We start from the raw sequence: 13,621 nt of genomic DNA, 5'->3' as shown, positions 1-13,621 counted from the left end.
TGTGTGTCGGTGTGGCCCACTACCCTTGGCAAGGTGAGTGAGACTTCTCGAATTGATGGACGCCGCCTGGACCAGTTGCGAGACGTCAGGATCGAACGCGGCTGGTTGTCTCAGGCTGAGGGTTCGGTGCTGGTGAGCTTTGGTCGCACCACTGTGCTGTGTAATGCCTCGGTCACTGAGGGGGTACCGCGTTGGCGTAAGGGATCCGGGCTGGGATGGGTCACCGCCGAGTATGAGATGCTTCCGCGTGCCACCAATGAGCGGTCTGGACGCGAGTCGCGCAAGGGCAAGGTGGGAGGCCGCACCCATGAGATCTCCCGCCTGGTAGGCCGTTCCCTGCGTGCCGTCGTTGACGACAAGGCGCTGGGAGAAAACACCATTATCCTCGACTGTGACGTGCTGCAGGCTGACGGTGGTACCCGCACCGCGTCCATTACCGGCGCTTATGTTGCCCTTGTTGATGCCGTCAACTGGCTGCGAGGGCGTGGCGGACTGGTTAGCGAGCCCATCACCGGATCGGTGCAGGCTATCTCGGTTGGTGTGGTCGACGGTATCCCGATGCTCGACCTCGCCTATGAGGAGGATTCGCGCGCCGATACCGACATGAACGTCGTCATGAGCGGCAGTGGGGATTTCGTCGAGATCCAGGGAACGGCTGAGGGCACGCCTTTTAATCGCAACTTGCTCAATGAGTTGCTCGATCTAGCCGCCGGCGGCTGCGCAACCCTCAAGCAGGCCCAGTCCGAGGCTTTGGGGGTGACGTTATGAGCCGGATTGTGCTGGCATCCAATAATGCTAAGAAGCTGGTCGAGCTGCGTCGTACTTTCGAGGGAGCAGGCACCGAGGCCGAAATCGTCGGTTTGTCGGAGGTCAGCGATGCCCCGGCACCGGAGGAGACCGGTAGAACCTTTGTGGAGAATGCCCTCATCAAGGCTCGTGCTGCGGCCCACGAAACCGGTTTACCTGCTTTGGCTGACGACTCCGGACTCGAGGTTGACGCTCTCAACCGGATGCCCGGTATCCGTTCGGCACGCTGGTCAGGGCCTCACGCTAATGATGAGCGCAACCTTCAGCTGCTGCTTGATCAGACTTTTGACCTTCCGGATGAGCGACGTCACGGTAGGTTCGTATGTGCGATGGCTTTCGTCGACCCGGACGGCACCGAGATCACCAAGGTGGCGACGATGGAGGGGCGGATCATCTCGGAGGCCCGCGGGAAAAACGGGTTTGGTTATGATCCGATGTTTGTTCCCGATGCCCAGCCCGGTGACCTCACCAGTGCTGAGATGACTCCTGAGGTCAAGGACGCCATCAGCCACCGAGGACAAGCTGTTCGCGCGATTGTTCCGGCGGTCGTCGCCCATGTGGAGGGGCGCTGAATGCAGATCTATCTCGACTTGTTGCGGCGGATCCTTGACGAGGGCGTGCGCCGCGAGGACCGTACCGGAACGGGGACGGTCAGCGTCTTCGGTCACCAGATGGTCTTTGATCTGCGCGAGGGATTTCCGCTGGTGACGACGAAGAAGATTTACACCCGCAGCGTGTTCGGGGAGTTGCTGTGGTTTCTGCGCGGGGATACGAATGTCGGCTGGCTGCATGATAACAACATCCACATTTGGGATGAGTGGGCCGACGAGAACGGTGATTTAGGGCCGGTCTACGGGCATCAGTGGCGTTCTTGGCCCGACGACGGCGGCGGCACAATTGATCAGATCGCCAAGGTGGTTGAGCAGATTCGCACCAATCCGTGGTCACGTCGTCACATCGTCTCGGCGTGGAATGTGGCCGAGATCGACCAGATGGCCCTGCCGCCGTGCCACACCTTGTTCCAGTTTTACGTCACGCCGGATGATCGGGGAACCCCGACGTGGTTGAGCTGCCAGCTGTACCAGCGCTCCGGTGACACCTTCCTCGGAGTGCCGTTCAATATCGCGTCATATGCCCTGCTTACCCATCTGGTGGCCTCGGTGACCGGGCTCAAGCCGTTGCGGTTCGTCCACACCTTGGGCGATGCCCACGTGTACCTCAATCACCTCGACCAGGTTCATGAGCAGTTGAAACGTAAGCCGCGGCACCGGCCAACGCTCACCGTTAACCCGAATGTCCGTGACATTGACGGGTTCGAGCTGTCCGATATCACCCTGACTGGTTATGACCCGTATCCGGCGCTGCCCGCTCCGATTGCGGTCTGATCGGGTGCCGGGATCAAGTTTCCACCAAGCCGCAGGAGGATCGATGAAGGTCGTCGCTATCGCCGCTGTCGCTGATAACGGCGTCATCGGGTCGGGGCAGGAGATGCTCTGGCACATTAGTGAGGATTTCCGTCGTTTTAAGACTGTGACGATGGGCCACACATTGGTCTTTGGGCGTCGTACCTTTGAGCAGATCGGCAAGCTTCCTGGGCGTCGTCACATCATCTGCACCCGCGACCCGCACTGGTCCCATAGGGGGGTGGACGTCGCAACCAGCCCGCGTCAGGCCGTCGAGATGGCGCGTGAGGCAGGTGAGGAGATCTGTTTTGTTGCCGGAGGTGGACAGATCTACGCCGACGCTTTCGAGTTGTGCGACGAGCTCGACATCACCGAAGTTCACCAGAATCCGAATGGTGCGGCGCGTTTCCCCGCCATTGACCCTGAGGTGTGGGTGGAAGTTCGTCGTGAGCCTCGTGACGGCTTCGATTTCGTCGGGTACCGACGCCGGGCATGAGGTCGACGGCGTCGATCCTCCACCTGGACATGGACGCCTTCTTCGCCTCGGTGGAGCAGCGGGATAAGCCCTCCCTCGTTGGTAAGGCTGTCATTGTTGGTGGGGTCGGTGGCAGGGGAGTGGTCGCGACGGCCTCTTATGAGGCCCGCAAATTTGGGGTGCACTCGGCGATGGCCGGGTCTCAGGCGCGTCGATTGGCCCCGAATGCCGCTTTTTTGTCCGGACGGTTTGAGGCTTACCGGGAGTCCTCGAAGGTTGTCATGGCGACGCTGCGGGAGCTCTCGCCGCTTGTTGAGCCACTGAGTCTTGACGAGGCCTTCGTTGATCTAGAAGCCGGTGACATCGACGTCGAGAACCTCGACGCTTTGCAGCAAGTTGCCGTTGAATTGCGTGCCCGGGTAGCAGAGCGCACCGAGGGATTGAGTTGCTCGGTGGGTATCGGGTCGAGCAAGTTCATGGCCAAGGTTGCCTCTGAGATGGCCAAGCCGCAACGTGGCCATACCGATCAGATCGCCCTCATCGCTCCCGGTACCGAGGCTGACACCATCGCGCCTTTGCCTGCTCGGGCTATCCCTGGAGTCGGGCCGGTTACGGCGGAACGGTTGGAGAAATTGGGGCTTCGCACTATCGCTGACGTTCGGGCTGCGCGGGAGTCCGAGTTGGTTCACGAGTTGGGCCATGCTGCCGGGGCGAGCCTCGTCGCCTTGTCACGGGCACGGGATGACCGGCCGGTAGTGGCCAGCCGAATCGCTAAGTCGATCTCAGTGGAGGATACCTTCGAGCATGACCTCACCCATCGCGAGGAGTGCCGTCAGATTGTGGAGCGTCATGCGGGTTTGGTGTGTGGTCGGTTGAAGAAATCTGGGCAGTTCGCTCGCACTGTCACCCTTAAGGCGAAGATGGCCGACTTCACCGTCTGGTCGCGGTCGGTGACTCTGACGGGAGCCACCGACTTGCCTGAGAGGATCTCCCAGCTGGCGGTGCGGATGCTGGATTCCCTTGATTTGCGCGAGGGGGTGCGACTGCTGGGCGTCGGGGTATCGAATTTCGCTACGTCGGCTCAGGAGGAACTTTTCGTCGTTGACGATGAGGGGAGGCTGCTCGACGAACCCGAGGTGACCGAGGAGATCACCCCCATCCAGCCGGGACCCTTTGGCCGACGTCGATCTTTTGACGGGCGAAATTGGCCTCCTGGGGTTGACCTCATTCACGACGAATATGGGCGTGGCTGGGTGTGGGGGTCGGGTCGCGGCATCGTCACGTGTCGATTTGAGTACCGGGGAAGTGAGATCGGAAGGGTGAAGTCCGTTCCTCAGGACGATGAGGCGCTTCACCCAGCTCATCCGCTTCCGTTGGCATGGCAACCGCCACAGGAGGACATCCCCTCCGAGTGACGTGCGCCTCGGACCATGAGGCTGACCCGTCAGGGCGCATTGTGGCCCCCGATCAGAACATAGGGATATACGCCACCGATCCACCTAATGCCATCAGGGCGAAGATCGTAGTGGTGACGATCGGGCCGAGCCACACCCGCCCGGTGGCATGGTAGAAGGCGCGGTTGAATAGCGGCAGGACCACCATCATGGGTAGCAAGGATTGCAGCATGTTGACGTACAGCCAGGTCGTCGTCCAGAACACCGTCCCGGTCGAGAAGAGTGTGACGTACTGAATGACGAAAATGGCCGCCAGGCCGATGGAATTGGCCAGGGCAATGATGAGCCAATTGACCCAGCGACGTTGGTTGTTGAATCGCATTGAGGTATTGACCCGCAACGAGTTTGAGAAGAAGAACAGGAACAGGGCCGGCACATAGGCCAGTGCAATGAGGAACCAGCGCTTTGTCAGTGGGCGGGCAGCTACCACGAAAAGTCGGTAGTCGACGTGGAAGAAACCGTAGATGGCTGCCAGGATTGTGTAGAAGATGACGATGACGAGCAGGGCTAGGGCGAGGGTCCGTCCGGTCTGAACCCAGTTCATCCGAACTCCCCAATCTTTGGCCTCGTTGTCGCCGTGTTTCTTCGATGTGGCGTGGCTGATCCACAGCAGGATGAGACCGAGTAGGCCGTTAACGAGCGACCACAGCACGACCCCGTTAACCATTCGTCCGGGAAAGAACCAGCCGTTTTGTTTGTTGGCTGCGGCCGAAAAGATGTGCTGGCTAGCTACCGATAGGGGGATGAAGGTTACGCAAGCAACGGCTGCTGAGATAACGAAGATTGTCCAAAATATTACCGCGCTTTTGCCTTTGGGTTTCGGTGGGGCAGGGGAGATGTCGGTACGAGCCGCTGCGAACCATGGAATTGTCACAAGCAGTTTCGTTAGGGGCACGAGCATGATCAGCGCTGCGACGAGGGACAGGCCATTGAAGAGTTCTTTAAGCCACCACGTTTGGTTGGAGGTACTCATCTGGTGTGGGGCACCGATGGTGTCGTCGAAGAACTGAATCATCGACCCGATAGCGCTGGGTGTGAGCGGCTGGAACGGGTGAATCGTCCGGTCGTTATAAGCCACGCGGTAGGTTCGATTGGCAGCCGACCCGTAGCCTTTCCCGATGACCACATGATCGACGTGCTGTGACTTCGGCAGGCCAGAGTTGATGACGGCAATGGCCTCCGGGGCGTGACGCAGATCGCCATTGTGGTTTTTATTGCGGTAGCTGCCTTCGTCGTAGAGGGCGTAGCCGATGCCGATATTGGATCGGATGTTTTTGAGCTTCATGGCGTTCAGCTGCTGTAACCAGCCCGAGATGAAGACAGAGCGGATGGGGTTGAGTTGTTCGGCTTTTTCGCGTTCCTCCTTCGTAATCGTCGTGCCTCCGGGGGAGTCGGGAGCCTTAGCTTTCTTAAGGGCTTTGGCCTCCTTAGCGCCGTATTCTGCGGCCATGTGGCGCACTTGGGATCCACCTGCGGAGTGGCCGGTGATGCCGATCTTGGTCTTATCGACATAGTTGAGAGTGTTGGTACGCGACACGTAATCGATGGCTGGCTGGATGCTGGGGTCGTCGCTGTGGGGAGGCTGAGAGGTCGATTCGCCTTGATTGTACGGATCGACGACGAGGGTGACGTATCCACGGCGAGCGAGTTCCAGGGAGTAGGAGATCTGGGTCTCCTTGGTGCGCTGGAATCCTGGTGTCACGATAATGAGAGGGGCTTTGCGCGTTGCTGTTGCGGTGTCGGGTCGGAAGAGGTCGGCGCTAGCTACAGCTCCGTCCTTGCCAGGGATTTTGAGCCCTTGGACGGCGATGTGGCCGCCTCCGGTTTGGATGAGGCTTGCTCCAACCGCTCCTGCCAGGATGAGCAAGAGGCAGATGAGGACGTGTATTGCCGATCGGGATCGTCGCAGCCCGGTTGCTGAGTGCATCAGTGCTCCTTGTCATTGGCTCCCATGGGGATGGATTTCATGGGGACGCCAGTGCCGCAAGGGGCACCGTCGTCAACTGGAGCAATGTTAGTATTTTTTCTGCCAATGTCGAGGGCGTATATTAATTTTCACAAGTTACGTTTCACGATGCTAATGGGTTAACGAAGGGGTCATCATTATTGCGGTGGGGGTTAGCCCGGCGGCTGGAGCCGCGGGTGTCTTGCCGGTTGCCGTCGTCAGGCGAACCGCGCTTCCGATGCTTGTCGGATTCATCGTCATGATGACCTCGAGCCTGATCCTTATTTGATGCCCGGGTAATATCTACGGCTGCCACAGTGGTTGCTGTGAGTTTTTACCATGGAGGAGGCGAAGATGGCTGAGTCCAAGGGCTCGGCACATGGCAGCTTATATACCCGGTTGGGAGAGCTACAAGCGATGACGCCGACCGATGCAGTCATTGCTCAGTACTGTGAAGATTCTTTTCCTCATGTGGCCTTGGAGAACTTGGACGAGATCAGTGCTGCGACGGGGACCTCGACGGCGTCGGTGACGCGCTTTGTGCGCAAGCTGGGCTATGCCAGCTTCCGTGACTTTTCGCGGAGCCTTCGTGAGGAGGTCGCCGCTAACTTTGACCTTCCTAGTGATCGCACCACCAATGACCCCACGACTGATGAACCGGGAGCCATGTGGCGTTCCAAGATGGAAGCTGCCCGACGCAGCATTGATATTGGTCTGAACTCTTTGGATGGCGAAACATTCGACCGAGTTGTTGAGTTGCTGCGCGACGATTCCCGTCCGCTCTGCCTTGTCGCTGCTGCTACTGGGCATGCTCTGCTTGACTATTTCCGGTTATTGGTGCGCTATTACCGGCGTGACGTCATCTTGTTGGATTCGACTGATCGGATGGCCCATCAGCTCATTGACCTTCCCGACAACGCTATCTTGTTGGCATCTGTGTTCGACCGGCATTCCCGGATGGTTGAGTCGGTCTTGCGGCTCTTTCATCAGCGCAACATGACGACGGTGCTTCTGACGAACCGTTCTTCCACTCCGATGCGTAGGTACGCTGACCACGTCTTGTTGGTGCCTTCGGAGTCTTCGACGGCGTTTCGGTCGAGGGCCTGCTATCTCATCTTGTTGGAATCATTGGTGGCTGCTTTAGCCCCGGCGGATCACGAGGTCGAGCGTTTCCGGGTTGAGACGATGCAGGGGCTGTTTGACGAACTCGGGGTTTTTATTATTCCGTGATGTGTTCCGGTATGTGGCCGGATATTCCTATCGCAGATCGCAGGTTCGGTCCTGCTCTGTCGACGGCTGCCAGGATGCGGGGGATGGCATTCCTTCTCGGTGAGGCCGTCGCGGGAGCGCTCGAGGTCGGCTGCTAAGCGGGTGAACCTCATGCCGAGGGTGGCGGCTCCGTAGTGGACCCACTGGCGGATGTCGTCATCGACACGGTGTCGGTGGCTTTGGCCTGGCCGGTGATCTGGGCACCGGTTCCGGCCGGGATCATCCCGATGGCACTCTGGGCTCGCGCCAGGGCAGCCTCAACATCGAACCAGCTTTGAACCGTCGATCGTTCCGACCAGATCTGGTCCATCTGCTTTGTGACGTAGCCGCGATGGGTGATCTGGTTGTCGAAGGATCCGAACGCCATTGTCTGTCACCTTTTATAGCTGACTATTTGTGTCAGTAATTTTACATCCCCGGGTGGGGTGCTTACCGGAGAGGCTTAACCTTTCCTGTGAAGAGGGTGTATAGTGTTCGCCGTTAGCCCAAAAAGTGGGTTGATGCCCGAGTGGCCTGGGGAAGCTGGTGGGAGTCCGGCACTGTCGCGTAACCGTGACCACCATTTGTGTGGGAGTCGGGGTACCAGATCACGTGGGGGTGGTGTGGGGTTCCGTCGCGGGTTACGGGGTCGGCATCGACGCGTGAACGTCTGTGTTGTCTGTGGAATCCCCTCGGGACGTTTCCGTGGAGGGACAAGATGATAGAAGCAGCAACAACGAAACGTAGGCGAGTGTTGGGCTCGCTGGTGGCGGCTGCGGTGGTGACTGGCACGGTGGGGGGTGCCTGTCCCGGCTCTAGCAGCGGGTGGGCCGAAACCCGCCGATTACGCTGCCCAGGCCGGTAAGGCAGCCGACTACATTAACGGGCATAGTGCTGATCTGACGAAGGGTGATTTGGGTCCGGAGTTGGACGGGGCGCTGGCGTTGATTTCTGCCGGCAAGACCGATGCGAAGCTTTTCGGCATGATCAAGAAAGATATTAAGGCTAAGGGGCCGTCGTATTGCACTTTTAAGAATGTGGGTGGGTGTGCGAAGGTGACGATCACCTTGCTGGCAGCTGGCGAGCCGACCACCTATGGGGGAACTGATTACGCTAAGCCGGTGACGTCGTTGCCGGATTCGGCACTCAAGGAGCGCCCGTTTCATCAGGCGTTGGACATGATCGCGTTGGAGCGGCTGGGCAAACCGATCCCGCAGAAGCTATTCAAGTCGATCACCGACTATGTCTCGGCGCGTCCCGGGCGGAATTATCCGAGTACTGATGGTCTTATGCTCGCCGCCCTGTCGCATGTGGTGTCTACAGCATACGGTCAGGAGGGGATTACGGCTGTCAAGGCGGCGCTTGTCAAACGTCTGGATGCCGATCGTCAGACAGATGGGTGGGGTTGGCCAGACCACGGTGCGGATGTGCGTGCGACGACGCGAGTGGCACCGGGTTTGTATCGGGCCGGTGACGCGAACCACAAAGACCAGGCTGTCAAGGGTCAAGCGTGGCTGGCCGGTCAGCAGAAGGCTGACGGCTCGTTCCCAAGTAATGTCGTTAGTCCCGCGTGGACGATGATGGCGACGGTGCAGGCGGTTCCGGTGTTGCGGGGTTTGCAGTCGTTGGACACTATTGGTGCTAATCCGGCTCGGGCGGTCACGGTTGATGGGTGAGTGCCGCCTCGCCGGTTAGTGAAGATGACTGTGCTGGGAGACTCCTACTCGGCAGGCAACGGAACCTTGGTTGATGGGTATCCGGCTGATGGGTCGTATCGCAGCCCTAAGAATTATGGTTCGGTGCTCACGCGCCGGTTGAATCGGGAGTTCGGGGACGATACCACGTTCCAGACTGATGTGCGGGCCTGGAGTGGCGCCCAAATCACTACCGGGGACCACACTATTGTCAGTCAGGCCGACGGAATGGATCCCCACACACATGTAGTCCTCATGACCGCCGGAGGCAACGACCTAGACTTCACCACCGTCGTCGAAAACTGCTTCATTGAAAGAGTGTGGTCAGCGGCCAAGTGTGGCGGCTCTGTTGATGCGTCACGCAAGAAGATTGATGCCACGATGACGAAAACGACGACGTTGTTGTCGCACATACAGAACCGACTGGCCGACCCGGCTCACACACGGGTCATCCTGATCGGATACCCCTACCTCATCCCCGCAGACGATGATGCTCCTTTAACCGACGTGCCGTCTACCCGGGTGCGGGCCGCCGAGGACGAATTCCGCACCAGGCAAGCCGCCACCATCAAGGCCTGGAACACATCCCATGCCCTCAAAGTGACCTACACCCCCACCACCAGCCTCTTCAACACCCACGAACCCGAACCGCTGGTTCATAACGGTGACCAGAATCCGCAACGTTGGATCAACGCCGTCTTTGAGACCGCTGGCTACTCATATAATGGAAATGGCGTCATATTGTCAGAGCCAAGTCAAGATGAAAAGAATTGGTACCATCCGAATGTGGTCGGTCATGAACAGATTGCTGGGCTGGTCCATGATGCGCTCCTGTCGAGAACGGCCAGGAGTGCGAGCTTGTCTGAGAGTGTTGCGCAGGTGGCCTCGGCGCCGGGGGTGCGGATGCGTGCCGCTGTGATCGGGCAAAGCCAGGTGCGCCGGGGTAACCCGTTGAGCCTAGACGCGTCCTCGTCGTATACAGCCTTCGGCCATATCCGCCGCTGGCAATGGGACTTAGACGGTGACCGACACTACGAAATCGATACCACCACGCCTGAGATCACTCGCACCCTCACCCGAATCGGAACATACCAGGCACACCTGCGCATCACCGATACCACCGGCACCACTGACACCCTCACCTTCCCGATCCAGGTCACCCGAGACGGCGACGGCGTACCCGATACACAAGACAACTGCCCCACCATAGCCAACCAAGACCAAACCGACACCGACCACGACGGCATCGGAGACGCCTGCGACCCCCACACCACCACAAAGACACCACGATGACCACCCACAAAAACACACACGAACAGCAATACCGCCACGCACCCCTCAACGGCCTGGCCATCGGTACCATCGTTGGAGCCGTCTGGGCTACGGTATTTTTAATACTATACGTCAATTCATGGAAGGCGATAGACCTCAAGGAATATCCGTCTATCCTTATCATGTCGCTCATTTTTCCCCTAGTAGGATGGCTCACGGGCTTATGGGAAAGAAGAGTGTACGCATGTGATGACCCAAAGAAACGCAGATGCAGAGCCAAGATTATTGGCTCTGCCATGGCGACCCTCACCGGTGTATTCATGTTTTTCTCTCGGGTCCTTTGGATATGATTGCCACTTTGAGCGGCAAGGAGATAGCGGCTCACGTGGTCCTTCTCATGGTGCTTCCTCTTGCTGGCCTGATTCTTAGTATTATCGGAATTAGACTCAAAAACAGCAGTGCTTCATTTATCCCCAGCATGAGCATTGTTACAGTAATTTCAATATTTATGGCTGCGGTGTTTTGGTTCCACTTGTACATACTTTTGTCAGTGTTTTTCTTTGAATTTTGATGGATATATTTATGCTGACACAAGTCCTTACCAGTGGCAGTAGTCTTGGGAGTTATCCCAGCTGCGGTGGCTATAATGGTCCTAATTACTGCCGGGCATCAACTTCACAGCTACCACAGAACAAGACTGGCTGACATCCCTCTATTATGAGAGGAAACAATGAACATTCACACTAATACACTCGAAGAGCAATACCGCCACGCACCCCTCAACGGCCTCATCATCGCTACCATCGTTGGAGCCGTCTGGGCGCTCGTATTCTTGCTCTGGGGTGTACGGGGAAACTTTTTCATGTCTGCACAGGGCAACTATTTGATGTCGGTTGTTTTCCCTGTGGTTGGGTGGATGCTCGGCACAGTCAGAGCTGATATCCTGCATAATAACGGGACTGACATCATTCGGATGAGTTGCGTAACAGTGGTGGCTGTGTTCGTATCGGTGATCGCCTGGTTTTATATTACAGTAAGCCTTAGCTTGATTTTTTTCCTCGATTCTTGATGCATTGAAATCTTCATCTTGGGGACATGAAATTAGGTCGTGATTATGCCTGTCGATGTTAGCAATAGCGTGGTTGATGGCTGGAACGGCTGCCTCACGGTGGCCAACCCGGAATAAACTGACTCTGGCTGCGACGGTATTCGGAGACGCCTGCGACTCCCACACCACCACCAAAAAGGAGCCACAATGACCACCCATGAGAACACACTCGAAGAGCAATACCGCCGCACCCCTCAACGGCCTGGCCATCGGAGCTATTATTGGCGCCGTCATGGCGACTTTTACGGGCGTGTTCATGTTTTTGATTGAGTTTTTCTTGTTTGTGGATCATATATCGTTTAGCGGCGTGAAGGTGGCAATGAATCCGCTGTCGTTAGTAGTGTTTCCTTTTGCTGGGCTGGCTCTCATTGTTATTGGAATCAGGCTCAAGAACAGTAATGCTCATTTATTCTCAGCATAAGCATTGCTTCAGTGATCATGCTGTTCATGGCCGTGGTGGTGTGCTTTCTTCATTACAGGATTGTCCTTGTATTCTCACTCTTGATGGTTCGCACTGTTTCAGCGAGGTGTGCCGGTGGATGCGGCTCTACGGACACGATTCTTAGCGTCGATGTGAGACCCCAGTAAAGAAGAAGTGCAGGGTCAGGACCAATTGGCGCTGCTATGGCGATTCTGATCCAAGATTGCAGATGCTAAATAGTGGCATACCAAAGTGTGTTGCCTTCGGCGGCAAGGCGTTCGTCGTTTATCTCAGCTCCGCTGATCGCCCTTCCTGTTGCTGGGTGAGCGCTTGGTGTTGCCAGAATAAGTCTCTATCGAAGTCGTCGTCATGTCACTTTTGAGATGAGTCTCTTTTCATCAGCAGGGGCTAATGACGTGGCGTCGCAGTTTCGTTGGTTGCGAATTTCTCGAGGTCTTCGCGGGTTCCGGCCATCCGGTCATGGTCGTAACCGGTATCCGAGTACTGCCACATTGTCCATGCGTCCCATCCCGACGGTAATTCCCCTACGGTGGAGGAGTATCGGGCGATCCATAACGGTGCGACGGCTGTGATATCCGAGGCTGCTGACCCCACGCACATGTTCCACCAACTCGTGGACGTGTAAATCATGGGAGCCCTCCCCCACCGTTCTTGATAGGTGGACACGAAATCACGGATCCATGAGGCCATCGCGGTCTGACTTAACCCATAGCAGGCATTCTCGCCGTACGGGTTGTACTCCAGGTCCACGACCCCGGGCAGGGTGTAGCCGTCCCCCGACCATCCGCCGCCATGATCGGAGAAATACGTCGCCTGGGCCTGCCCAGACGAGTTCGATGGCAAGGCAAAGTGATAGGCACCCCGGATCAGACCGGCGCTCTGGGAGCCGTTGTACTGGGATGCGTAGAACGGGTTTTGATATGACGTTCCCTCGGTGGCCTTTATCCACGCAAATGACATCCCCGAAGAAGCCTTCGTTGGCCAGTCAACGTTCCCATCATGGCTCGAGACGTCCATTCCTTCAGGTTCGGTATCTACCGTCAAGCTCTGCACCCGATTGGTCACCGTAGTTTCGTGCTCATGCTTTTTGATCTGAGACCCCATTGCGTGATCGCTGGGGGAAGGAACGCTCGAGGACGACGACTCCTCGGGTAGTTGGGTTTCTGATGCGTGGGCAACGGCGGCTGGCACGAAAGTGATCACGGTCATACCGGAAACCATTGCGGCAAGCCATGATCGTTGACGACGGTTGAACGAGCAGTTCATGCAAACCCCCACGACTAGAAACTGGCCTCAGCATACGGCAGGGGGGGCCGATGCGTGAGTCGTACCCTCAAGTTTCACACCGAGGTTGGCGACACCACCTCGCTCGTACACTTGCTTCGGCCAGTTTGAGTCCGTGCTCGGGAAGGGGCGGGGAGTGGTGAGCCGCAGGACATTCGCGGTGACTGCTCGTCGTGGTACCGGAAACTGGTAGATGGCGGAATGCTTCGAGGCTGACAGCCTCTCCCAAGTGCGACGCCTGGGCTGATGCTGCCGAGCATATTCGGGAAGCCATCGCGTACCAGAGGGCTGCCCAGCTGCTTCACTAAGCGATGATCTTTTGGAGGCACTTGTCTCCTCGACTGGACCGAGCGATCTGCCCGGGCGACGGTCACAGACCTTGCTGCGGTGCCGGAGAAGGGACTCGAACCCTCACACCACAAGGCACAGGAACCTAAATCCTGCGTGTCTACCAATTCCACCACTCCGGCATAGGGACGCTACCGCCCC

At 57.6% G+C, this 13,621-nt stretch carries 15 protein-coding genes, 1 tRNA gene and 1 pseudogene; 13 read left to right on the top strand and 4 right to left on the bottom strand.

What is annotated here, in order from left to right:
• The first annotated feature begins 3 nt into the window (after positions 1-3).
• The 5 genes from rph to CPA42_RS08890 are packed head-to-tail and all read left to right on the top strand — an operon-like array spanning position 4 to position 4,100.
• Entirely contained in the window at positions 4-768 is a 765-nt protein-coding gene (rph, locus tag CPA42_RS08910) for a ribonuclease PH (protein ID WP_002516141.1), read from the top strand.
• Complete coding sequence (gene rdgB, locus CPA42_RS08905; RefSeq protein WP_002516155.1) at positions 765-1,379, top strand: RdgB/HAM1 family non-canonical purine NTP pyrophosphatase; 615 nt, start codon at positions 765-767, stop codon at positions 1,377-1,379. The genes rph and rdgB overlap by 4 nt, the downstream gene beginning before the upstream one ends.
• Complete coding sequence (locus CPA42_RS08900; protein WP_002516154.1) at positions 1,380-2,192, top strand: thymidylate synthase; 813 nt, start codon at positions 1,380-1,382, stop codon at positions 2,190-2,192.
• Between the two features lie 43 nt (positions 2,193-2,235).
• On the top strand, positions 2,236-2,706 hold the full coding sequence (locus CPA42_RS08895) for a dihydrofolate reductase (protein WP_002516137.1): 471 nt from the start codon (positions 2,236-2,238) through the stop codon (positions 2,704-2,706).
• A complete protein-coding gene (locus CPA42_RS08890) occupies positions 2,703-4,100 on the top strand; it encodes a DNA polymerase IV (RefSeq protein WP_002516148.1) in 1,398 nt (465 codons plus the stop codon). Before CPA42_RS08895 ends, CPA42_RS08890 begins: the two co-directional genes overlap by 4 nt.
• A 52-nt stretch (positions 4,101-4,152) precedes the next feature.
• On the opposite strand, the gene CPA42_RS08885 is transcribed toward CPA42_RS08890, so the two are convergent.
• A complete protein-coding gene (locus CPA42_RS08885) occupies positions 4,153-6,066 on the bottom strand; it encodes an alpha/beta hydrolase (RefSeq protein WP_002516145.1) in 1,914 nt (637 codons plus the stop codon).
• 2 nt (positions 6,067-6,068) lie between these two features.
• On the opposite strand from CPA42_RS08885, the gene CPA42_RS13705 reads away from it, so the two are divergent.
• The 3 genes from CPA42_RS13705 to CPA42_RS08870 are packed head-to-tail and all read left to right on the top strand — an operon-like array spanning position 6,069 to position 7,314.
• The gene (locus CPA42_RS13705) at positions 6,069-6,191 is read left to right on the top strand and encodes a hypothetical protein (protein ID WP_002524400.1); all 123 of its coding nucleotides are present in this window, start codon (positions 6,069-6,071) and stop codon (positions 6,189-6,191) included.
• A gap of 59 nt (positions 6,192-6,250) precedes the next feature.
• Positions 6,251-6,373, top strand: coding sequence for a hypothetical protein (locus tag CPA42_RS08875; RefSeq protein ID WP_002516133.1), 123 nt, complete (start codon positions 6,251-6,253; stop codon positions 6,371-6,373).
• Positions 6,374-6,423: 50 nt separating this feature from the next.
• The gene (locus CPA42_RS08870; RefSeq protein ID WP_002516156.1) at positions 6,424-7,314 is read left to right on the top strand and encodes a MurR/RpiR family transcriptional regulator; all 891 of its coding nucleotides are present in this window, start codon (positions 6,424-6,426) and stop codon (positions 7,312-7,314) included.
• 148 nt (positions 7,315-7,462) lie between these two features.
• Here CPA42_RS08870 and CPA42_RS08865 read toward each other — a convergent pair whose 3' ends face one another.
• Positions 7,463-7,720 (bottom strand): hypothetical protein, encoded by a 258-nt coding sequence (locus CPA42_RS08865; RefSeq protein WP_002516152.1) that lies wholly within the window; start codon positions 7,718-7,720, stop codon positions 7,463-7,465.
• A gap of 412 nt (positions 7,721-8,132) precedes the next feature.
• Between CPA42_RS08865 and CPA42_RS13600 the strand changes: the two are divergent.
• The 4 genes and pseudogenes from CPA42_RS13600 to CPA42_RS08835 all read left to right on the top strand — a co-directional run bounded on the left by CPA42_RS13600 (position 8,133) and on the right by CPA42_RS08835 (position 11,827).
• Positions 8,133-10,319 (top strand): annotated as a pseudogene (locus CPA42_RS13600) (PKD domain-containing protein).
• 325 nt (positions 10,320-10,644) lie between these two features.
• Positions 10,645-10,869 carry a hypothetical protein gene (locus tag CPA42_RS08845; protein WP_002519244.1) on the top strand — a complete coding sequence of 75 codons (225 nt, stop codon included), beginning with the start codon at positions 10,645-10,647 and terminating at the stop codon, positions 10,867-10,869.
• 159 nt (positions 10,870-11,028) lie between these two features.
• Entirely contained in the window at positions 11,029-11,367 is a 339-nt protein-coding gene (locus tag CPA42_RS08840; protein WP_002516746.1) for a hypothetical protein, read from the top strand.
• Between the two features lie 196 nt (positions 11,368-11,563).
• Positions 11,564-11,827: a hypothetical protein gene (locus tag CPA42_RS08835; RefSeq protein ID WP_002516748.1), complete on the top strand. Its 264-nt coding sequence runs from the start codon at positions 11,564-11,566 to the stop codon at positions 11,825-11,827.
• A 408-nt stretch (positions 11,828-12,235) separates the two neighbouring features.
• On the opposite strand, the gene CPA42_RS08830 is transcribed toward CPA42_RS08835, so the two are convergent.
• Positions 12,236-13,069 carry a lysozyme gene (locus CPA42_RS08830; RefSeq protein ID WP_002519243.1) on the bottom strand — a complete coding sequence of 278 codons (834 nt, stop codon included), beginning with the start codon at positions 13,067-13,069 and terminating at the stop codon, positions 12,236-12,238.
• Between the two features lie 236 nt (positions 13,070-13,305).
• Here CPA42_RS08830 and CPA42_RS08820 point away from each other — a divergent pair, with 236 nt between their 5' ends.
• Positions 13,306-13,440 (top strand): hypothetical protein, encoded by a 135-nt coding sequence (locus CPA42_RS08820; RefSeq protein ID WP_002520295.1) that lies wholly within the window; start codon positions 13,306-13,308, stop codon positions 13,438-13,440.
• Positions 13,441-13,520: 80 nt separating this feature from the next.
• Here the strand turns inward: CPA42_RS08820 and CPA42_RS08815 are convergent.
• A tRNA-Leu gene (locus CPA42_RS08815) sits at positions 13,521-13,602 on the bottom strand.
• Positions 13,603-13,621: the final 19 nt, after the last annotated feature.

The organism is Cutibacterium acnes (assembly GCF_003030305.1).
Lineage (GTDB): Bacteria > Actinomycetota > Actinomycetes > Propionibacteriales > Propionibacteriaceae > Cutibacterium > Cutibacterium acnes.
The sequence above is the reverse complement of the archived record's forward strand: the minus strand, read 5'-3'. Positions and strand labels throughout refer to the sequence as shown.

Coding starts and splice junctions, on each gene's coding strand:
- CPA42_RS08900 (WP_002516154.1), top strand. CDS start 1,380: ATGCAGATCTATCTCGACTTGTTGCGGCGGATCCTTGACGAGGGCGTG.
- CPA42_RS08830 (WP_002519243.1), bottom strand. CDS start 13,069: ATGGTTTCCGGTATGACCGTGATCACTTTCGTGCCAGCCGCCGTTGCC.
- CPA42_RS08865 (WP_002516152.1), bottom strand. CDS start 7,720: ATGGCGTTCGGATCCTTCGACAACCAGATCACCCATCGCGGCTACGTC.
- CPA42_RS08870 (WP_002516156.1), top strand. CDS start 6,424: ATGGAGGAGGCGAAGATGGCTGAGTCCAAGGGCTCGGCACATGGCAGC.
- CPA42_RS08895 (WP_002516137.1), top strand. CDS start 2,236: ATGAAGGTCGTCGCTATCGCCGCTGTCGCTGATAACGGCGTCATCGGG.
- CPA42_RS08835 (WP_002516748.1), top strand. CDS start 11,564: ATGAGAACACACTCGAAGAGCAATACCGCCGCACCCCTCAACGGCCTG.
- CPA42_RS08890 (WP_002516148.1), top strand. CDS start 2,703: ATGAGGTCGACGGCGTCGATCCTCCACCTGGACATGGACGCCTTCTTC.
- CPA42_RS08845 (WP_002519244.1), top strand. CDS start 10,645: ATGATTGCCACTTTGAGCGGCAAGGAGATAGCGGCTCACGTGGTCCTT.
- rdgB (WP_002516155.1), top strand. CDS start 765: ATGAGCCGGATTGTGCTGGCATCCAATAATGCTAAGAAGCTGGTCGAG.
- CPA42_RS08840 (WP_002516746.1), top strand. CDS start 11,029: ATGAACATTCACACTAATACACTCGAAGAGCAATACCGCCACGCACCC.
- CPA42_RS08885 (WP_002516145.1), bottom strand. CDS start 6,066: ATGCACTCAGCAACCGGGCTGCGACGATCCCGATCGGCAATACACGTC.